The organism is Brevibacillus porteri (assembly GCF_003013475.1).
Classification (GTDB): domain Bacteria; phylum Bacillota; class Bacilli; order Brevibacillales; family Brevibacillaceae; genus Brevibacillus; species Brevibacillus porteri.
In genome coordinates this window covers 110,163-131,436 of record NZ_PXZO01000003.1, presented here as the reverse complement: position 1 = coordinate 131,436, position 21,274 = coordinate 110,163, and the positions used below count along the sequence as shown (strand labels likewise).

Annotated in this window: 19 protein-coding genes; 4 read left to right on the top strand and 15 right to left on the bottom strand. The window is 48.2% G+C overall.

Annotated elements, in window-relative coordinates; genetic code table 11:
• Nucleotides 1-20: 20 nt before the first annotated feature.
• The 3 genes from hisS to C7R92_RS32230 form a co-directional block, all read right to left on the bottom strand.
• The gene (gene hisS / locus C7R92_RS04495; protein WP_017247585.1) at nt 21-1,295 is read right to left on the bottom strand and encodes a histidine--tRNA ligase; all 1,275 of its coding nucleotides are present in this window, start codon (nt 1,293-1,295) and stop codon (nt 21-23) included.
• A gap of 600 nt (nt 1,296-1,895) precedes the next feature.
• The gene (locus C7R92_RS04490) at nt 1,896-3,419 is read right to left on the bottom strand and encodes a coproporphyrinogen III oxidase (RefSeq protein WP_106833381.1); all 1,524 of its coding nucleotides are present in this window, start codon (nt 3,417-3,419) and stop codon (nt 1,896-1,898) included.
• A 94-nt stretch (nt 3,420-3,513) separates the two neighbouring features.
• Entirely contained in the window at nt 3,514-3,684 is a 171-nt protein-coding gene (locus C7R92_RS32230) for a hypothetical protein (protein WP_017247583.1), read from the bottom strand.
• Nucleotides 3,685-3,839: 155 nt separating this feature from the next.
• Between C7R92_RS32230 and C7R92_RS04485 the strand changes: the two genes are divergently transcribed.
• Nucleotides 3,840-5,729, top strand: coding sequence for an N-acetylmuramoyl-L-alanine amidase family protein (locus C7R92_RS04485; RefSeq protein WP_106833380.1), 1,890 nt, complete (start codon nt 3,840-3,842; stop codon nt 5,727-5,729).
• A 239-nt stretch (nt 5,730-5,968) separates the two neighbouring features.
• Nucleotides 5,969-6,463 carry a DinB family protein gene (locus C7R92_RS04480; protein WP_026042973.1) on the top strand — a complete coding sequence of 165 codons (495 nt, stop codon included), beginning with the start codon at nt 5,969-5,971 and terminating at the stop codon, nt 6,461-6,463.
• A gap of 65 nt (nt 6,464-6,528) precedes the next feature.
• Here C7R92_RS04480 and C7R92_RS04475 read toward each other — a convergent pair whose 3' ends face one another.
• The 8 genes from C7R92_RS04475 to C7R92_RS04440 all read right to left on the bottom strand — a co-directional run bounded on the left by C7R92_RS04475 (nt 6,529) and on the right by C7R92_RS04440 (nt 15,765).
• Nucleotides 6,529-7,089, bottom strand: a complete 561-nt coding sequence (locus C7R92_RS04475; RefSeq protein WP_069850492.1) for a short-chain dehydrogenase — start codon at nt 7,087-7,089, stop codon at nt 6,529-6,531.
• A gap of 25 nt (nt 7,090-7,114) precedes the next feature.
• Nucleotides 7,115-7,552, bottom strand: a complete 438-nt coding sequence (gene dtd / locus C7R92_RS04470; RefSeq protein ID WP_106833379.1) for a D-aminoacyl-tRNA deacylase — start codon at nt 7,550-7,552, stop codon at nt 7,115-7,117.
• A gap of 51 nt (nt 7,553-7,603) precedes the next feature.
• The gene (locus C7R92_RS04465) at nt 7,604-9,775 is read right to left on the bottom strand and encodes a RelA/SpoT family protein (RefSeq protein ID WP_017247578.1); all 2,172 of its coding nucleotides are present in this window, start codon (nt 9,773-9,775) and stop codon (nt 7,604-7,606) included.
• 384 nt (nt 9,776-10,159) lie between these two features.
• Entirely contained in the window at nt 10,160-10,672 is a 513-nt protein-coding gene (locus tag C7R92_RS04460) for an adenine phosphoribosyltransferase (protein ID WP_017247577.1), read from the bottom strand.
• Between the two features lie 12 nt (nt 10,673-10,684).
• Complete coding sequence (gene recJ, locus C7R92_RS04455; protein WP_017247576.1) at nt 10,685-13,033, bottom strand: single-stranded-DNA-specific exonuclease RecJ; 2,349 nt, start codon at nt 13,031-13,033, stop codon at nt 10,685-10,687.
• 164 nt (nt 13,034-13,197) lie between these two features.
• Entirely contained in the window at nt 13,198-14,115 is a 918-nt protein-coding gene (gene secF / locus C7R92_RS04450; protein ID WP_106833378.1) for a protein translocase subunit SecF, read from the bottom strand.
• The gene (gene secD, locus C7R92_RS04445) at nt 14,105-15,343 is read right to left on the bottom strand and encodes a protein translocase subunit SecD (RefSeq protein WP_106833377.1); all 1,239 of its coding nucleotides are present in this window, start codon (nt 15,341-15,343) and stop codon (nt 14,105-14,107) included. The genes secF and secD overlap by 11 nt, the downstream gene beginning before the upstream one ends.
• A 185-nt stretch (nt 15,344-15,528) precedes the next feature.
• Nucleotides 15,529-15,765, bottom strand: coding sequence for a post-transcriptional regulator (locus C7R92_RS04440; protein WP_017247573.1), 237 nt, complete (start codon nt 15,763-15,765; stop codon nt 15,529-15,531).
• 87 nt (nt 15,766-15,852) lie between these two features.
• Between C7R92_RS04440 and spoVB the strand changes: the two genes are divergently transcribed.
• Nucleotides 15,853-17,439: a stage V sporulation protein B gene (gene spoVB, locus C7R92_RS04435; protein WP_106833376.1), complete on the top strand. Its 1,587-nt coding sequence runs from the start codon at nt 15,853-15,855 to the stop codon at nt 17,437-17,439.
• A gap of 3 nt (nt 17,440-17,442) precedes the next feature.
• Here the strand turns inward: spoVB and C7R92_RS04430 are convergent, their stop codons facing one another.
• Both C7R92_RS04430 and corA read right to left on the bottom strand, forming a co-directional pair.
• Nucleotides 17,443-18,156, bottom strand: a complete 714-nt coding sequence (locus C7R92_RS04430; protein WP_106833375.1) for a DUF421 domain-containing protein — start codon at nt 18,154-18,156, stop codon at nt 17,443-17,445.
• 67 nt (nt 18,157-18,223) lie between these two features.
• Nucleotides 18,224-19,201 (bottom strand): magnesium/cobalt transporter CorA, encoded by a 978-nt coding sequence (gene corA, locus C7R92_RS04425; RefSeq protein ID WP_007717563.1) that lies wholly within the window; start codon nt 19,199-19,201, stop codon nt 18,224-18,226.
• Nucleotides 19,202-19,332: 131 nt separating this feature from the next.
• On the opposite strand from corA, the gene C7R92_RS04420 reads away from it, so the two are divergent.
• Entirely contained in the window at nt 19,333-19,749 is a 417-nt protein-coding gene (locus C7R92_RS04420) for a TIGR04086 family membrane protein (RefSeq protein WP_069850500.1), read from the top strand.
• Between the two features lie 49 nt (nt 19,750-19,798).
• Here the strand turns inward: C7R92_RS04420 and yajC are convergent, their stop codons facing one another.
• Entirely contained in the window at nt 19,799-20,119 is a 321-nt protein-coding gene (gene yajC, locus C7R92_RS04415; RefSeq protein ID WP_106833374.1) for a preprotein translocase subunit YajC, read from the bottom strand.
• An 18-nt stretch (nt 20,120-20,137) separates the two neighbouring features.
• Nucleotides 20,138-21,268 carry a tRNA guanosine(34) transglycosylase Tgt gene (tgt, locus tag C7R92_RS04410; RefSeq protein ID WP_007717557.1) on the bottom strand — a complete coding sequence of 377 codons (1,131 nt, stop codon included), beginning with the start codon at nt 21,266-21,268 and terminating at the stop codon, nt 20,138-20,140.
• Between the last annotated feature and the right edge of the window lie 6 nt (nt 21,269-21,274).

Here is a 21,274-nt window from a genome sequence, read left to right as displayed (position 1 = left end):
ATTTCCCCCAACGATTTGTTTTATTGATTTGCTTTTGCAGCGAGTACCGAAACGAGTTCCTCGCGTTTCACTTCTTGTTGCTCGCCTGTTGCCATTTCCTTTAGAACAACCGTGCCATTCGTTAATTCAGACTCGCCGATGATCGCCGTAAAACGAGCCTGTAGACGATCTGCTTGCTTCAACTGTGCTTTCATTTTCCGATCCAGATAATCCAGCTCAGCCGCAATCCCAGCTTGGCGCAATTGGTCGACGAGAACAAAAGCTGTTGTTTTCGCTTCTGGTGTCTGCACCACTACGAAGCAATCGATGCCACCCGAGATCGGCAGTTGAACACCTTGCTTTTCCAGAGCCAACAGCAGACGCTCGATACTGAGTGCGAAGCCGATGCCCGGCATATCGTCGCCGCCCAGCTCTGCAACCAGTCCGTTGTAGCGCCCACCGCCACAAAGCGTTTCTACCGCACCGATCTCTGCCATTTTGATTTCAAATGCGGTCAGTGTGTAGTAGTCCAAGCCGCGAACCAGACGCGGATTTACATGAAACGGAATATCCAGCGCGGTCAAGTAGTTTTGTACGGCTTCGAAATGTGTCGCGGATTCTTCGCTCAAGTAGTCCAAAATGGACGGAGCATCCATCGTCAGTGTTTTGCATTTTTCATTTTTGCAATCGAGCACGCGGAGCGGGTTGCGATCGATACGAGATTGGCAATCCTCGCACAGCTCAGAGCGAACACCGTTCAAGTGTGCGAGCAAATGCTCCCGGTGACGCGCCCGGTCTTCTACCGTACCTACGCTGTTCAATTCCACAGAAAGTCCTGTCAATCCGAGCTCCTGATACAGACGAATCGCAAGGCCAATGACTTCTGCATCGATCGCTGGATCGCTTGAACCGATCGCTTCTGCACCGAATTGGACGAATTGGCGATAGCGGCCTGCTTGCGGACGCTCGTGACGGAACATCGGCCCCAGGTAGTACAGCTTGGTAGGCTGATTAGGCACACCGTACAGCTTGTTTTCCACGTAGGAGCGAACAACACCCGCTGTCCCTTCTGGACGCAGCGTGAGAGCGTCCGTACTGCGCGGATTGGCTACACTGTACATTTCTTTTTCCACGATATCCGTGGTCTCGCCTACACCCCGTTGGAACAACTCTGTGCTCTCAAACAGCGGCGTACGAATTTCCGCGTAATTGGAGCGGCGACACAGATCGCGGGCCTTGGCCTCCACGTAGTGCCACAGCTCTACAGTACCAGGCATGATATCCTGCGTACCGCGTGGGATCTGGATTCTTGTCATTCCTCTCGAACCTCCATGTCTTTTCAAAAACTCGGGCTAACGCCAAACCTTCAGGATCAAGGAACCTTTATTTTTGACCAAATAAAAAAGTCCCTCGTCTCCTGACATTTAGCAAATCGCCGCATGTCAGGGACGAGAGACTGGTTATACTCCCGTGGTGCCACCCTGTTTGAATAGCCTTACATTCACAAAAGGCTATCCCACTTATTAGCCGTTAACGCCGGCACACGCCTGCCAGTTACTGGGGAAAGAGATTTCTTTCAGCCGTTCACTGCGGTCTTCAGGGATGTCATTCACCAAGCCGTTATACGAAAGCACTCTCAGCCACGGCGCTTTCTCTCTGGGCATCCGGTTCCTGGATACTTGTTCCCGTCATCAGATCATTTCTTATTCAATAAAAAAGCTTAATGTGAATCATAGCAAACCCGCCAACTGCCGTCAACAGGCGCTCGAATAAAACTTTTTTTAACGTGTAAGAATTTATTAGCGACATGCTAATAAATTCTGGAGCGCATAAAAACTTTCCGCAAAAACGCGGTCGCTCCTCCTTGAAAAAGCCTCGATAGAGGTTTTTTTATTAATCAACAGTATATCCATCACTTACTTGCCAGATACCTGTCCAGCCGTTTTCGCACCCGAATAGATTTGATCCAAATCACGAAGCTTGTTTTCAACCAGAACCTTGTATGTGTCATTGTACGTTTTTGGGTCCTTTGGATTCGGAAAGCGAGTCAGCTTGCCGCTTCCTGGAGCCATCAGCTTGGATACGGCACCACAGCCGAGACCAAGGATGGTTTGTACCTCTTCCATGATCATGATGTTGTAGATGCTCTCCTGCCCTGGCTTGGCATATCCGACATTCTCCAAATTTCCCAAAATGTTTTTTTGCCGATACAAATAGTACGGGTCATAGCCGTTCGCCGCTGTCCACTCGGAAGCCATCTCCATCATCTTACTAATTTCTTCGCGACTGGCGACCTTGTAGCGGTCTTTGTTCTGCGTCATCTCAGATGCTCTCTTGAAAGACAGCGTATGCACCGTCAGCGAGGCAGGCATTAGCTTTTCTACCTCTTGGAGGCTGTGCGCCAGCTCGGCTACGCCTTCATTCGGCAGCCCGATGATCAGGTCCATATTAATATTAGTCAAGCCCATGTCCATAGCCAGATGGTATTTCTCAATCGTCTCTTCGACGGTGTGATGACGTCCGATTGCCTGGAGCGTCTCCTGCGTGAACGACTGTGGATTAATGCTGATCCGATCCACTTCCCACTGCTTCATCACATCAAGCTTTTCACGTGTAATCGTGTCGGGTCTTCCCGCCTCAACTGTCAACTCACGCACATCTCCCATGTGTGGAAAAGAGCGATGCATCGTCTCAAACAGCTGGTTCATGTCATCTGCGGTAATACTCGTAGGGGTTCCGCCCCCGAAATAAATGGACGTGATCCGTTGGTCATTCGCGCGAAGCCACTCTCCCATTCGCTCCATCTCGTAATGGAGACCTTCGAGAAACGGATTAACCGAAGCCGTATGACTGCGAATCGCGTAAGCAGGAAACGTACAGTACGCACACTTCGTCGGACAAAATGGGATGCCGATATACACAGACAGTTCGCGATCAATTTGATACAAGTCAGGCACGACGTAGAGCTGCTTGTCTACGATTTCTTGCAAAAGCTTTAGCTTGTATGGACGCAAAATCACATCCTGCTGCAATCGCTTATGTGCTTCCTGTCTGTCTACACCAGCGGCGTTCAACTGGTGCAGCAGTTTCGTCGGGCGTATCCCGGTCAAAATACCCCAGCCTTGCTCCATGCCCGTGTATTCTTCCAACATCAATAACAGCGCATAGCAAAGAGCTTGCTTGGCCGTCTTTTTCATCGCTTTTTCATCACGTGCTACGTAGTCTCGCTCCACCTGATGAGAGATGCTTCGTTTGCCATCGCATAACTCTCCCGAAGCTACGACTCCATTTTCATGCACGGTCAATACCAGCTTGATTTTCAAATCAGCCTCACCTGTCCACTCCGGCACAAAAGTGAGCGCTGGATCTTCGTAAAATAACGCGAGAATTAAGGAGAGTTCCCGCTCGAATGCGTGTCCCTCACATACGATCTTTATCATGGAGTTCACCTGCTTTTTTCAAAAATGCCACTCCTCATCATAGCCGACGAGAATTACTCGGGTCAACTAGACAAGTTGTGGCATCATGTGCAAGTCATCGCCGTTTTTGTCGTGGATGTTGGATATCCCGCAAACCTGGATGAAAATCTTGGGCCATTTCTACATTTTGTAGTGACATTTCTTTCTCCAAATCGTCTTGAAAATCAACAGACAAAAACTGCCGATTCAATCCTTGCGCGAATGTTTCCTTCTTTGACTGCCTCACGATGAATTCCTCCTGAAAAGCTGCGTGTGCTAGCGTCTAGTAAAATCTAGTATTGCCTTGCCTGCCAAAAAGCAATCAGGGAAGCCATGCAGAACTTTGTCGTTTTTTGCAGGAAAAAGCAGGAGAAATAGCGAAGTGATTATTTTGGTAAAAACATGCAAAATCACAAGGAATTCAAGAAGCTACTTATTTCGGAAAGGATGTCTATCGTGTTTGTTCGTCAAAAGATCCTGAGGAGTCTCCTGACTGTCGTCTGTGCCATTTCTCTCCCCGTTTCTGCAGCTTGGGCCGCCGGTTCTGTTCAGGTCACCGTGGACAAGCTCAATGTCCGTTCAGGTCCTAGCCTCCAAGACGCTATTGTCACTACACTGCCGAACAAAACTGTGCTGCCTGTCATCTCCACAAAAAATGACTGGATTCAGGTAAAGCTTCCGAACGGCCAAAACGGTTGGGTAGCGAACTGGCTCGTCAGCACACAGCAACAGCAACAGAAACCAGCAACTGCATCTGCCAAGCAAGTAGAGAGCACCACGACGAATGTCAATGTTCGTTCTGGACCCGGTCAGACATATGCAGTCGTACAAACAATCAATCCAGGTACGCGCTACCCCATCGTGCAAAAGAGTGGCGAATGGATCCAAATTCAACTCAACGCAGGAACAAAAGGCTGGGTCGCAAACTGGCTTGTAAAAGAAGTAGGTACGGGACAAGCAGTTACTCCTCCCTCTACTGGTAGCACACCCCCAACAACCAATCCTGCGGGGACAGGCTCACAACCGAAGCCTCCCGCCATACAAGGAGCCAGCCTCACCTTGGACTTCGCTCCGTACGTATACGCCACGCCAGATGCCAGTACACCTGCTATCGGTCAACTACATGCGGGCGAGAAAATCACGGTCTTGAACAGACAAAATGGTTGGATTCAATTCCCATACGATGGAGTCAACGCTTGGCTCTCCACCGATCAAACCAACCCGGACACAGGTCAACCGACTCTGCCCGAAAATGGAAATGGAAGCACGAAACCTCAGACTGGGCAACCATCTTCTTCGAGTCAAACCGCCACAGTAAAAACGGACGGATTGAATCTGCGCAGTGAACCGAACACAACGAGTGCTATTCAAGCTACACTTCCAGTCGGAGACAAGCTGACTGTTTTGGAAAAACAAGGAGACTGGTACCGCGTCAACACGGCAGCCGGAAAAACTGGCTGGGTGGCAGGCTGGCACATTTCGGTGAACCAACCAAGTATGCCTACTCCGAGTGGCCCATACGTGACGATCATGAATCCAGATACCAATGTTCGTTCTGGTCCGAGTACTGATCACGATATTATCAAACAGGTGCAGCCTGGTGAGAAATACGGAATTGCCAATAAATCAGGCGAGTGGTTCCAAGTAAACTTCCTTGACGGCTCCACAGGCTACATTGCAGGCTGGCTTGTTTCAGCTAATGGTGCGCCAGCAGTGGTACGCAGTAATGATCTTGCCGGCAAAGTCATCGTCGTCGACGCTGGTCATGGTGGTACAGATGGTGGCTCGACTGGCTCCAGCTTCTCTACTTTAGAGAAAACAGTCAATCTGCAAGTATCTCTGCTCCTGCGCAACAAGTTGGAAGCAGCAGGCGCCAAAGTCATCATGACACGGGCTGATGATCGCAAGCTGACTCTGCAACAGCGCGTCGACATTGCGATTCAAAATCAGGCTCATATTTTTGTCAGCGTCCATCACAATACGCATCCAAACTCAGCAACGAATGGCTCGATTATTTTCTACTACAGCCAAGGTAACTCTAGCAAGCTCGCCTCCCTGGTTCAAACGGAACTGGTGAAAGCGACGAGCTACAAGGATATGAATTATCGTTACGGAAACTATTTCGTTCTACGCGAAAACCCGGTGCCGTCCATTTTGGCCGAGATCTCCTTCTTATCCAACTACAACGATGAGATTCGCGCACGTTCCGAGAAACAACAGGATCTTGCCGCAGAAGGTCTATTCAAAGGGATTGTCCAGTACTTTAATACACAAAGCAATCAGGGAGGCTGATCCCTCTCTGACAAACCCCCCCATGCGAAAGAAGCTGCTCAAGCTCTCTCCTATGGGGGTTTCTTTTATGGCGCATCCGATCGCATCAAGGCAAGGTAAGCAGGAATTCCAAAAGGATTTGCGAATATCATAAGGCATCGAAAGGAGTGATGGCGGATGAAAAACAATCACAATATCAACAAACGCACGGTATGGACGCAGGTGATCACAAGTTAACCTTTGAAAATGGAGTGATTTCTATTAAAACCATGTTTGAGTACAATTGGATGGTTCGTGAAGAATGGCTGAAATGGTGTGAGGATGTTCCGATGGAAGAATTGCTTCGTCCGCGCATCGGGGGTGTCGGGGGTATTTTGCACACATTGTTCCATGTTATTGATGTAGAGTGGAGCTGGATTCAAGTCATGCTGGGAAGGCCAGATTTTCAAGAAAGCTTCGATCTTCACAACCGGTTGGAAAAGGTTCGTGAGCTGGAGGCGACTTTTCGCCCGGATGTGCTTCAATTTTTGCGCAATTGGGATGAAAGTATGGAAACAAGAGCCTTTCAGGATACGAAGCCAGACGGCAGCATCGCTACATACACATGGGGTGAAATTATGCGACACATGATCGCTCATGAAATCCACCATGTCGGACAGCTATCGATTTGGGCACGAGAAATCGGGAAAAAGCCGATTTCCGCAAACCTGATCGGCAAAAATCTGATTCTCCCTTCAACCAATTTCATTCACTGACCCGAATCAGTACTGAAACGACAAAAACGATTGCATTCGGCAATCGTTTTTTGTTGTTGACTTCGCTATATGGATGAATAAGCCGGGCGTTTTTCCCACGGCTCGACCTGACCGACGATGATTTGCCGCTCTTTTGCTTGCAGAGCGTCAATCACCCCAGCTGCGATTTCATCATTTGTCAGCCAGCGTGCATGCTCACCTGCACATGTAAAACCGAGGATAACCCGTCGGTACATACAGAATTCCGATCTAGGCTCTGTCATTGGATTTTTCCAAGCAGCGCTCCCACACACATGCAGCAATTGCCAGCGTTTCTCAGGACGCGACAGTTCTTCTACGATCACAGGTAGTGCATGCGGCGCAGTCGAATGAATCCACGCGACAACCACATCCATCGGCCCTCTCTTCTCTACAAGATCGGCGATAGCCTGACGCAAGCTGTCTGTCTGGTGGTAGTCTTGCGATAGCAAATGAATCGACTCTGGATGAGTTGAACCGTCTCTGACATGTCCTAATTTGCCCGAATCACGACCAAGCACGGTTACTTGATAATCTTGGTGAGCCAGCCATCGGGAGACCTCTGTAAGCATGCCACTCGCACCTATTACCAATGCTTCTTGCGCCATGTTTCCACCCCCCTGATGGTTGTAATTACGATTCCAGAATCAGTGTAACAGGACCATCGTTTAACAGACGCACGTCCATCATTGCGCCAAAACGTCCTGTTTCCACCTGGAGCCCTTTTTCACGCAGCTTGGCATTAAACAGCTCGTACAGCGGTTCAGCTTGCTCTGGTCGTGCGGCAGCCATGAAGTTCGGTCGTCTGCCCTTTCTGCAATCGCCATACAGCGTAAATTGGGATACGGACAAAATTTGACCACCCTTATCTAATACAGAGAAGTTCATTTTGCCTTCCTCGTCTTCAAAAATGCGCAAGTTCGCAATTTTGTCTGCGACAAATTCTACTTCTTTTTCTGTGTCTTCATGCGTAATTCCTACGAGCAGCATTAAGCCGTGATCAATTTGTCCGACGACTTCACCTGCTACGGTAACACTCGCTTCTCTTGTTCTTTGTACGACAACCCTCACACTGACTCATCCTTTCTGTTATGTAAACAAGAACACCCAATCCACGAGGGATTAGGTGCTCAGTATCCGGCGAACCGAATAAATATCTTTGATGCGCTTGATGCGCTCTACTACTTTCAACAGATGATCAACATTGCTAATCGAGATGGTCATATGAATCGTTGCTACTCGATTTTTATCGGACTTGCCACTGACAGCCGCAATGTTCGTCTTTGTCTCTGCCACAACCTGCAATACATCGTTTAACAATCCGCTCCGATCATTGCCCGTGATCTCGATCTCTACATGGAAATTATGTTTGAAATCGGTATCCCATTCGACATCAATCAGACGCTCTGTACATTCGTCTGTCAGTACGTTCGGACAGTCCAATCGATGCACCGATACCCCACGACCTCTTGTAATGAAACCGATAATCTGGTCGCCTGGGACAGGTGTACAACAACGAGAAATACGGACGAGCAAATTATCCAAGCCACGAACTTTGACGCCAGACTCACTCTTGGCAGAACGATTTGCTGGATTGGGTTTGACCTCAGGAATGGTCGGGTTTTGTTCTTCGCGCTCCCGACGGAGTTTGTCTAGAAGACGAGTAGCAATTTGCGAAGCCGTGATGCCGCCATAGCCGACTGCGGCAAACATGTCTTCTGCCCCTTGGAAATTAAACCGGGCTGCCGCTTCCTTCAGGTTTGTTTCCGTCATCGCTTCTTTTACATCAAAGCTGCGCGACTTGATCTCCGCTTCCACCATCTGCTGACCTTTGGCGACGTTCTCTTCCCGCTTCTCTTTTTTAAACCACTGTTTAATTTTATTGCGAGCATGCGCGGATTTGGCCATTTTTAGCCAGTCCTGACTAGGACCATACGAATGCTTGGAGGTCAGGATTTCGACGATATCGCCTGTTTTCATCGCATAGTCGAGCGGTACGATCTTGCCGTTCACTTTGGCGCCAATTGTTCTGTTTCCTACGGCAGAGTGAATCCGGTAGGAGAAGTCCAACGGAACAGAGCCTTTTGGCAGCTCGACTACATCGCCTTTTGGTGTGAAGACGAAAACCGTATCGGAGAAAAGATCCTGCTTGAGACTTTCCATGAACTCTTGCGCATTCGGAGCTTCTTCCGATCCACCTTCGATAATCTCCCGCAGACTGCCCAGTTTCTCTGCAAAGGAGCCTTGCACGATGCTTTTGCCTTCCTTGTACGCCCAGTGAGCCGCGATCCCGATCTCAGCTGTCTGGTGCATATCCCATGTACGGATTTGCACTTCCAATGGCTCACCTTTTGGTCCAATCACTGTCGTATGAAGAGATTGGTACATGTTCGTCTTTGGCATGGCAATGTAATCTTTAAATCTGCCTGGCATCGGCTTCCACAAGGTGTGCACGATACCGAGAACCGCATAACAGTCGCGAATGTCATTCACGATGATACGCAATGCTAGCAGGTCATAAATCTCATTGAACTGCTTGTTTTGCCTTGTCATCTTTTTAAAGATGCTGTAGATATGCTTCGGACGTCCCGAAATTTCTGCCTCGATATTTAACTCGCCCAGCTTTTCTCTGATCGTATCTGATGCTTCATTCAGATAGGCTTCGCGCTCCACCCGTTTCTTTTGCATTAAATTTACAATCCGATAATACTGTTGCGGATTCAAATACCGAAGCGCCGTATCTTCCAGTTCCCATTTAACGGAAGCAATCCCCAAGCGATGGGCAAGTGGCGCAAAGATTTCCAGCGTTTCATCGGAAATCTCGCGTTGCTTCTCCTCCGACATATGCCGAAGTGTCCTCATGTTGTGCAGACGGTCTGCCAGCTTGATCATGATGACACGGATGTCCTGTGCCATGGCAACCAGCATCTTGCGGTGGTTTTCGGCGAGCTGCTCTTCTTTGGACTTGTATTTAATTTTTTCCAGCTTGGTCACTCCGTCTACCAGGAGAGCTACATCCGGTCCGAACTGCTCACGGAGATGATCAAGCGTAATCTCAGTATCTTCCACGACATCATGCAAAAATCCAGCCGCAATCGTAACGGCATCCATGTGCAGGTTTGCGAGAATACCCGCCACGGCGATTGGGTGCATAATGTAAGGAACACCTGATTTGCGTATTTGCCCTTCATGCGCTTTTTCGGCAAGCTGATAGGCACGCGTAATCAGGTCCATATCCGATTGTGATAAATAGGTGCTTGCTTTTTTTACTATCTCATCAATGCCGGTAATCATAGTTTCCTTCCCTTATCCTCTCAGTAAAATAACCTCAATCGAGGCCTTCTCACGGAGGAGCGACCGCATTATAGCGGAAAGTTTCACCGAAGTATTGCCGGAAGCAGACGCTGAGGCACTTCGTGATGCGCTCCGGAAAGTTTAAGCCTGGACGCATTATGCACTGTGAAGCACTTGAACTTTCCTATACGTCTAGAAAAACTTGGGCTCTGCCAAGCCTTTTGGCGCAGGCGAAGGCTTACTTGCACGTATCATGTCTGTCTATTTCATACTATTATCTTGTATGTCGTTCGTCTTGTAAAGCTGATTTCCCCTGTAAAGTATGTACAGCCGCAGAAAAAAGAAAAAAACGGGCATTTCACCCGTTTTTCCTTGTTGTATCAATTAATATTGAACGAGCGATTTGATAGGAATTTCACCAATTTTGCTACGTCCATCCAAGTAGGACAGTTCGATGAAGAAGGCAGCTCCTACTACTTTGCCTCCAAGTTGCTCAATCAAATTGATTGTTGTCTCAATGGTTCCACCAGTCGCCAGCAAATCGTCTGCAATCAGAACACGCTGACCTGGTTGGATAGCATCTACGTGTACAGCCAGTGCATCTTTTCCATACTCCAGGTCGTAATCCGCCTTGATGGATTCATATGGCAGCTTGCCAGATTTGCGGATCGGCACAAAGCCAATTCCCATTTCGTACGACAATGGAGCACCTACTACGAATCCACGTGCTTCTGGACCCGCAATCACGTCTGCTTGTACTTCACGAGCGAAGACAGCCAAGTCTTGAATCGCAGCTTTGTAAGCAGGGCCATCTTTCAACAGAGTAGTGATGTCCTTGAAACGAATACCTGGCTGTGGAAAATCTGGGATAACACGAATGTATTGTTTAAAATCCATGAAAAATTCCTCCTAAACGGTGGTTGGTTCCACCAATTGATGAAGCGCTTGAATCATTGCATCAGAAGAAGAAAGCAATAAATCCGTAGCAAGCTGTGCCTCTTCCTTCCAATTCGCATAGAGCATAGAGCTCTCGAGCGGCCTTTTCGCAGTGTTGGTCTGCAACGTGTACTGCTCGGCCTCCTCTACTAAAAACTCCAGCTCCATAAAGATGGCGATCATGCCGTCTAATAGATTTCTTTTCCATTGCAGCTTTTTGGCCAATGCATCCATATGGATTTTTTTAACAGTTGGCACCTGGACGAAAAACTGGTACAACTGTTTAAAATGATCCCGGCCCGGACAGGAAAGCCGCTCCATTCCCAAATCCGGATCACCAAACAAACAGTATATACGCTCCGCTTGTTTGAGCAAGACACGAACCACTTCCAATTCGGAACGATGCTTCGGCAAATCATACAAAATCACGTTGGAAGAGGCTGTGATGTTCGTCCCCTCTCGACCAACCACAAACAAGGAATTCACCTGATCGCTTGTCGCTTTCGCTGCCAATGGCTCATAGCTATCCTCGCGAAACAGAATGGTCACCGAATTTGACTCCACCATCACTTGCTGCCATTTCTCTATCTTGTCACGACTGCCTCGCCAGTCAAACACTTGCTGGTGTCCAACAGACAAGTCACGGATCGTCAGCTGAGGCTTTCGATTTCCGTTCCATTCGTTTACAGACAATTCTCCCAATACGTGAAAACGTGCCTTGGGCGTTACTCTCTTTGTTACATGTGCCCAGTTGAAGCCAATTGCATCCAAAGAGGTTCCCGCTTTGTTCAATGTACACTTCAAATGATTGTCATCTCGCCCAATGGTGCGCATCCCTTGTGTTTCTACTTCTTCTAATAAAACAAGTGGTGTTGGATTCCCCATTCCATATGGGGCGAGCTGTTCAAGTTGCTCCGCTGCCGTCAAGCTGATCTCTTCCATGCTCATCGCAACGTCCACTTTGGTCATCGGCGTGAAGTCTTCAGCGGACAACCACTCTCCAGCGAGCTCGTTTAATTTTTGGCGTAATAAGTCGAGATTTTCTACAGGCAAGGTCATCCCCGCTGCCATTGTATGACCGCCATAGTGCGGTAGCCATTCCTTGCAGGCAGTCAGACCTTCATACATATCAAAACCTGCAATGCTTCTTGCCGAACCTTTTGCCGTTCCTTTTTCCGGATCAATGCCAAGAACAATCGTTGGACGGTAAAAAAGCTCGACCAATCGGGAAGCTACGATCCCTACCACGCCCACGTTCCAGCCTTCTTTAGCCAGAACGAGAACATTGTTCTGGTCTGGTGGATACAGCTCATTCACCATTTGTACAGCTTCCTCAGTCATCGCTGCGACGATTTCCTGACGTTCGCGGTTTAAGTCGTCCAGCGCCTGGGCACATTTCTCTGCTTCGTCCATATCCGAAGTCGTCAGCAATTTCACAGCGGATTCAGCCGTCTCCAGCCTTCCACTCGCATTCAGACGCGGTCCTAGCGCAAAGCCTACATGTCCCGCAGACAGCTCAGTATCCGCTAACCCACAAACTCGGATTAAGGCTTGCAGACCAAGGTTCCTTGTATGATTTAAGCGCTTTAATCCTGCTCGAGCAAGAATGCGATTTTCATCTACCAACGGCACCAGATCCGCTATCGTCCCCAATGCAGCCAAATCAGCCAAATGCAGTGGCGGTTCTTTCAGCAAGGCATGCCCCACTTTAAAGGCGACCCCCACTCCCGCCAACATATCAAACGGGTACGAACAGCCGGGCTTCTTAGGGTTAATCACAGCAAATGCCTCCGGGATGATTGCCGGAGGTTCGTGATGGTCGGTTACAATGACGTCAAGACCCAACTGGTTCGCGTACGCTACCTGCTCCACTGCACTGATCCCTGTATCGACAGTGATGATCAGCTTATAGCCGCTATGATGCAGATGCGCCAATGCGTCTTTATGTAACCCATACCCTTCTGTAAAACGGTTGGGAATGTAGTAGTCAAAAACAGCGCCGAGTTGGCGCAGTAGATGTACCATTAGCGATGTGGAGCTAACCCCATCGGCGTCGTAATCGCCGTATATGCAAATCGGTTCTTGCCTTTGAATGGCTTGTTGAATACGATGCACGCTTTGTTCCATTCCATCCAGCAAGAAAGGGTCATGAAACAATTCTGGACCGGCTTGCAAAAAGTCACGAGCCTTTTGTGATGTGTCAATGCCACGTATCACCAGTAGCTTGGATACGAGCGGAGTAAGCTGGCAATCTGCGGCAATAGTAGCAGCTAGCTGCTCATCATAGGTGGCCAGTTTCCAGCGTGTTTTCGCTTTCAGCATGGGCTTTCCTCCAATCCTCATTCATTATAGAGGATGGAGCAGGAAGCTGACAACTGCATAAAACATACCGTTTTTTGCAAAACTCTCATGCGGCTTCAAACTGCGGCAAATACAGAAACAGAGAATAGAAAAACCGCAGGGTTCACCTGCGGTTTCGTCCACCTTTACACTACTTCTTTTTTCTTTTTCATATTCCGTTCTTTCAAATTCACCCATACTTGGGCTGCAATAAAGATAGAGGAATACGTACCACTCACCAGACCGAACAGCAGGGCCAAGGAGAAGTTTTGAATGCTCTCGCTTCCTAAAACAGCAAGTGCAAGAGCTGTGAAGAATACAGTCGCTACCGTGTATACAGAACGGCGCATGGTTTGCCACAGTGACACGTTCACCAGATGCTCCAGTTCAGGAATTGTCTTGGATTTCATCGTTCTCAAGTTCTCCCGAATCCGGTCAAAAATAACGATTTTATCGTTAATCGAGTAACCCAAGATCGTCAGAAGCGCGGCGATAAAGGTAATGTCTACCTCCAACCCGAGGATAGAGAACAACGCAATGGGAATAAACACGTCATGCGCAAGCCCCACGACACATGCAATACCGAACAGCCATTGGAAGCGGATCGCGATGTAGATGGCAATTCCCACAGCAGCAATCGCTACCGCAATCCCTGCTTTTTTCACCATCTCTTGCGCAATACTTGGATCAACGGAAGAAACTTGTTTCGTGACCTGTTCACCATATTTTGCTTTGAGCGCATTTTCCACTTTCATCAGTGTATCGGATGAAATGGTTTGGTCAAAACGTGTATAGGCCTGATTTGTACCGTACGGAGTAACCTTGCTAAAATTCACATCCGGAATCTCTTGTTTGATTACTGTTTCTAAATCTGTCGGATTGAATTCTTTTCCTATGAACATATCCAAGCGAGTTCCTGCCTTGAAGTCAACGCCAAGGTGAAGCCCTTGAAATAGCGTAAACAGAAGGCCGATGATAATAATCGCAGAGGAAAAGATAAAAAACTTCCTGCGATTTTTCACGATGTCAAATCTGATTACAGTATGGTCTTTATCATAGCTCACGGATCTCACTCTCCTTTACCCCGAACCAGAACGGCTTTTTAAACATGTTGGAACGGACAACCAGCCAGAGGAGGAAGCGAGACCCAAACACGTTGGTAATGATACTTACGATAATCGTCATCGCCAATACAACAGCGAAGCCTTGTACGGAGCTCGTCCCGAAAAAGAACAGTACGCCCGTTGCAATCAGTGTCGTCACGTGAGCATCGATAATCGTAACCAAGGAACGGCGTTCACCTGCACGGAAGGCAGAGAGGACTGTCTTGCCAGAACGAATTTCTTCCTGGATGCGCTCATATGTAATGATGTTAGCATCCACGGCAATCCCCACGGCCAAAATAAATCCAGCAATACCTGGGAGCGTCAGCGTCGCATTCATCCAGTCGAGTACGACCATACAAAAATAGGTAAATCCAGCCAAGGTAATGTTCGCAATCATACCTGGCATTCGGTAAACAACGACCATGAAAATAAAGATCAGCGCAGCTCCGATATACCCTGCATACAAGGTTTTCTCCAGAGCCAGAGTTCCCAAGGAAGCACCCACAGAGGTTACTTGTTTCTCAATCAGTTTGGCTGGCATCGCACCGGAATTCAGCAGATCAGCCAATTCCTGTGCCGTTTCTTGTGTATAATTTCCAGTAATTTGCGCGCTACCACCAGTAATGACCGATTGAATGGTCGGATTGGTTTGCATCGTCTCATCCAAATAGATCGCCATTGGCTTGTGCAGGTTTGCACGTGTGACATCTTCTAGCTTCTTCGGCTCAGAGAATTTCAGGGTAACGAGCGGGCGTTTCAGCTCGTCATAACCAACTGCTGCCCCGTTTGGAGCCAAGTCACTTCCTTGCAACATAATCTTGCCATTTTCATCACGGAATGTCAGATGTGCAGGCTTTCCGATCAAGTCGCGAAGCTTGTCCTGATCCGCTGTTTGTGATGCGATTTGAACACGAATCCGGTTTGGCAATTCAGTAGTGGTGACTGGCTCAGCCACGCCACCGATGTTAATCCGCTTTTCAATCATGTGTGCTGTTGATTTCAAAAGCTCAATATCAACTTTGTGCCCAGCCTCGAGAGGCTCTACCTCATACAGAATCTCAAACCCGCCCTGCAGGTCCAGACCGAGTGTGATGTTTCCTGCCACCTGCTTGGTCGTAGTTGTTATAAGCGTAGCCAAAAGCCCTACAACGACCAGAAACAGGAGGAATCTTCCCCATTTAATCATAGTAGTAATACCCCTCTTTCCTAACAGGGTCCCGTCCTAGACGAGAAACCAATATGCCCATTATAACGAAGTACAAAAAAACGTGTCAATTATTGCTGGAAAAGTGAACCATGGTAACCAACCCCTTGCGTTTTTCGCGACATGTACGTATACGAAGAGGGTGCCCGGAAGTTTCTATAAAATCGCTACGAATTTTTATACATTTGAATCATGAGGTAATTCATATACTTGTTAGGCTTCAAGGACAAAATGTCGTTGACAAGCTGGTGTATCGGTGGCATTTCTTTATAACTGTTCGTGACGCATTCCCAAACGTCTTCAGGTGCCACGTTGTCGTACCCCAAAAGAGCAAATTCCTCTGCCTTGCTTACACAAAGACTTGCGACTTGTCCATACCATTCCTGTTTTTGCGCTTGGTCCATCCCAATTTCCCCCTCAAAGTAGTCATGCCGACAGCGGCACGTCCATATTCTTTACTGAGTGAATTTATCCTTGCAAAGGAGCCTTCCATGAAACAATCCTTCTTTTACGGAACGGTCATCCTCATTATTGCTGGTGGCATCACCAAAGTGTTTGGTTTTGCTCACAGGATCGTGTTGTCGCGCATTATCGGAGCGGAAGGGATGGGGCTTTATCAAATGGTTGTGCCCCTTTTATACTTTCTGATTACTGTGACGACATTCGGACTTCCGGTTGCCATTGCAAAGCAAGTGGCAGAGACGGAGGCGGCTAATAATCCGCGGCTGACTCGCCGATTTCTGTTACTAGCCTTGTCGGTCACAGGCGGGATTAGCCTCTTCATCTGTGTCCTGCTCCTCTTGTTCGCTCAATGGATATCCGGAATGTTATTTGCGGACCCTCGTGCACACATCGTTCTGCTTGCAGCCATCCCGGTCATCCCGATTTCCGGCATTTCTCTTGTCCTGCGAGGATACTTCCAGGGCAAGCAAAACATGATCCCTACTGCCGTCTCTCAACTTGTGGAGCAAGTCGTCCGAATGGCACTGGTCGTTGTCATGACGATGTCGTTTCTATCGGCAGGGATTGAGTACGCCACAGCAGGGGCGGTCGCCAGCATTATTTTTGGAGAAGCCGCCGGACTCTTGTACATTCTCTGGCAGTATCGTAAAAGCAGCAAAAAAGCAGCAGCTCAGCTTCTGGATAAGCCCCTTCTCATGACGGTTTCAGCAAGCAAAAAGAGCTTGTCGCAACTCATCCATGTCGCACTCCCTGTCACGCTAAGCCGTATCATCGGCTCCATCGCTTACGTACTAGAGCCGATGCTCGTACCGTATGCGCTCGTCATCGCAGGCTTTACCACCTCGACTGCAACTGGTTTGTACGGACAGTTTGCCGGAATGGCCGTTCCTTTGTTGCTTTTTCCCACTTTTTTAACGTATTCCTTGTCCGTTTCCCTCGTTCCTGCCGTGGCGGAAGCGGCCTATCAAAAAAATGCTCCACTCGTGCATCGCCGCATTTATCAAGCCATGCGGATTACACTCGTCATCGGAGCACCTTGTACTGTCTTGCTCACCATTTTTGCAGAACCTTTATGTGTCCTGCTCTACGGCAATGAGTATCGGGAGGTTGGCGTACTGCTAAAAGAGCTGGCACCGTTCTCCGTCTTCCTGTTTTTCCAAGCACCGCTTGCAGCCGCCTTGCAAGGCCTCGATTACGCTCAGGTTGTCTTTCGAAATACACTGATCAGTGCCATCGTCAAAACTGTCGCCATGTTTTTTTTCACGGCACATCCAGCATTCGGCATTCACGGCGCTGTCGTTGCTCTTAATATCGGCATTACACTTGGGACATTACTGCATTTTGCCAGCCTGATCAAAAAAATCGGGTTTACGATCGACCTTCGGGAATTCGGCAAAATCGCGGTCGCCATGCTTCTCATGGGTTATTCTGGTTCCTATATTGCCAAGCACTGGTTTATGGACGTATCCATTGGGCAGCTATTGACTGCAAGCACCTTCATTAGCACCTTGCTGTACTTTGTCCTGCTCGTCGCCATGCGTGTCTTGGGCAAACAAGACGTGCGTCGCATTCCGTGGATCGGCGAACAACTCGCCGTGTTCTTCCCTCGCCGCTAGCGCTTATTGCAGCGGCTTGTCTTTTTTATCCAAATACATGATGCCACGTTCGTCAATGCTGCAAAAAGAGACCTCTCGAATGTCTTTGATTCCATATTTCCGGATTTCTCGTTTGAGCCACAGCTGGTTTTGTCCGATCTTGTTCAATGCCTCCGTCCTCACCTTGCCATCGAGAATCAGTGGGATGGGCAGACCTTTGTACGAGATAGGACCGACTTGTGGCCTCTTCATCAACGATAAATCTTCCCTCGTAATCTTTTCTTTTTGCTCCTTTAAAAACACACTCATCTGTCCAGTTGGCTCCAACAACGCAAATTCAACATCGGCAATGTTTTTTACGTCTTTTTGCCGCAGATGTACCATCAAATCATCCATGTTCAAGCGATTGCGACGCATCGCCTGCTCCCTGATTTGCCCATTTTCTATAATCAAATCGGCAGAGCCGTCCACTGAATCACGGAATTTCTTGCTCTTTAATGACAGATAAGCGAAGGCGACTTCCAATAAGGCAATCAACAGCATCGGCAAATAAAACCGAAGGGCAGGCTTATCGACATCCTCAATCGCCAGTGCAGCCATTTCTGCAAGCATGATCGAAATGACCACATCAAAAACGGACAGCTTTCCCAATTCCCGTTTTCCCATCAACCGCACTAAGATCAGGAGGAAAAAATACGAGAAAAGGGTGCGAAGTAACACCATTGTAAGATTATCCACTTACGCTGCCCCCCAAGAACATTTGATACTAGTGTTCAACAGGGGGCAGGGAAAGTATTAGCACCAATTACAGCCACTTTCGCTTGCGGAAAATGTGAAGCATAGCAAACGTCATGGCTAGCATAATCACGAGTGCCACGATCAGCATATACGGTTCTGCTTCTTCACCCAGCCATGCGAAAGTATTCATCCCGAATAGTCCGGTGATAAATGTCAACGGAAGGATGATCGTGGAGATGATCGTAAGAACCCGCATCGTCTCCGTTGTTTTGGCGCTAATGATGGTATAGTACGTATCCAACGCACCGTTTACTAGATCACGGAAGGTTTCCGTTGAATCGGAAATCCGCTCCAAGTGGTCTGTTAGGTCGGTGTAGAACGGAACGTTTTCCTCGGAAATATCGAAGGAGTAACGGCCATTGACGTTCGCGAAAATTCTTTTTTGCGGCATGATCACACGCCTGATTAAAATAATCGTTCGCTTCAACGCCAAGAACTCTTCTGTAATTTCCTCCATTTGATGCTCATAAATCTCGTCCTCCAGCTCGTCAATCCGCACACTAATCCGATCAATAATGGGAAAATATTCATCGGTAATCCCGTCTACAATGGCATACAGCAAATAGTCAGGACCTCTGTTCAAGTAAGAAATGTTGCGGTGACACATGGCAGCGATCCGACCGATGGTATTCATCGGGGACTTGTGGATCGTCACGATGTAGTTAGGGCCGAGAAAAACGTTCAGTTCTACCGTTGTGATCTCGTCATCACTTTCTTCATTGTAACGCAGGGCGTGAAAAACGAAGAAATAGTAGTCATCGTACTTGTCTACCTTGGCACGTGGACTGACGTGCAGGCAGTCCTCAATTGCCAGCGGGTGAAAGTCGAAAATCTTGGCAATATAGGGCAGTTCATTGTTTCCCACATCATACAGATCGATCCAGAGTAGATCCTCTGGTGATTTCAGCCATTGATCTTTCGTTGCCAGATCAACGTCGTGAAACATCTTCTGTTCAGAGTGGTTATAAAAGTACGTTTTGATCAATCTTCCTCACCCCCGTCTCGTTCCCCATCCATCATACGAAAATTCCTATCAATGTTCAACGCGAAGATGAATACGTGAGCCAAGCCTCTCATATAGATGTACAAACACTTCCAATAAAGGGGGTACATACCGTGCGAAGTGCATCTACCTCTGTACTGACAGGTCTATTGTATACGACATGTCTTGTTTTAGTTGGAGCGTTGCTCGCGACCTTGCTCCTTAGCTTCACCTCGATACGGGAAGGCACGCTGCCCTATTTTACGTACGTGATCAATGCCATCGCCCTCTTGATCGGGGGATTCGTTACTGGACGTCGTTGCGGCGGCAGGGGCTGGTACTACGGCGGACTTACCGGACTCACTTACTTCCTTTTCATCCTCTTGATCGGTTTCCTCGGCTTTGACGCCCCGATGCAATGGGGGACCTTCCTGTTCTTGTTCGGCGCTTTCGGAGTGGCTGCGTTAGGTGGGATTCTCGGCGTGAATTCGGCCAATTCCAACAACAAGCATAAAAGCGGTAAACCTAAAGTTATCAAGCCTCGCCGCTAAAACAAGACAGAAAAAAGCAGGTGGAGCACCCACCTGCTTTTCGCATGTATTATTTGGATTCTTCTTTTGCTTCTTCGCTCTTCGCTGGTTCACTCTTTGCAGGTTCGTTGCTGGTAGAAACTACGCTGTTGATCGCACCACGATCGAACGTAACGTTTACGTTATGAGCAATACGCAAAGTGATAGTATCATCAGACAGGTCTTGGATCGTTCCATGCACTCCACCGATTGTTACGATCTTGTCGCCTTTTTTCAGAGCACCAAGCATAGCGTTGCGTTGTTTTGCCTTCTTTTGTTGCGGACGAATCAGCAAGAAGTAAAAAATCGCAAACATGATGATAATCGGTAAAAACTGAGTCAAGCCATCCATGAAAAAAATCCCCCTCGATTAAAAAGATCTATCTTCACCCAATCCATATTGAGCGAAAAACTGGTCGCGGAAATCTTGCAAGCGGTCTTCGGCAATCGCCTGACGCACCTGTTCCATTAACTTCACCAAGAAATGCAAGTTGTGGTAGGTAGTTAATCGGATGCCAAAAGTTTCCTCCGACTTGACCAGGTGTCGGATGTAAGCACGTGTGTAATTTTTGCAGGTGTAGCAATCGCAATTTGGATCAAGCGGGGTAAAGTCGCGCGCGTATTTTGCATTGCGGATGACCAGTCTTCCCTGGCTTGTCATGCATGTCCCATTGCGGGCAATTCTTGTCGGCAACACACAATCAAACATGTCGATGCCACGGATCGCTCCGTCGATAAGAGCATCTGGTGAACCAACCCCCATCAAATAGCGGGCTTTGCTTGTCGGAAGCAGTGGAACGGTGTGCTCCAGCACTTCATACATCAAAGGAAATGGTTCTCCCACACTCAAACCGCCGATCGCGTATCCTGGGAAATCCATGGAAACGAGATCACGTGCACTTTGTGCGCGCAAATCGTTGAACATGCCACCCTGAACGATTCCAAACAAAGCTTGTTCGTTTGGACGAGTATGCGCCTTCAGGCAACGCTCTGCCCAGCGGGTTGTTCGCTCCATTGATTTTTTTACGTAATCGTACTCCGCAGGATAAGGAGCACACTCATCGAATGCCATGAAAATATCGGCACCCAACGCATTTTGAATCTGTGTAGCCTCTTCAGGACCAATAAACAGCTTTTCTCCGTTTAGGTGAGAACGGAAGGATACTCCTTCCTCCGTGATCTTACGGAGGTTACTAAGGCTAAATACTTGAAAACCGCCGGAATCAGTCAGAATGGCACGGTCCCAATTCATGAAGCCGTGCAATCCACCCGCCTCGCGAACAATTTCATGCCCTGGACGAAGAAACAAATGGTACGTATTACTGAGGATGATGCCCGCGCCAAGTGCTTTTAACTCCTCGGGGCTCATCGTCTTTACTGTCGCTTGTGTACCGACAGGCATAAAGACAGGGGTGTCAATCGTCCCATGAGGGGTATGTAGCTTACCGAGACGTGCACCAGTTTGCTTGCATGTTTTGATTAACTCGTAGCGTACAGCCAAATCTTT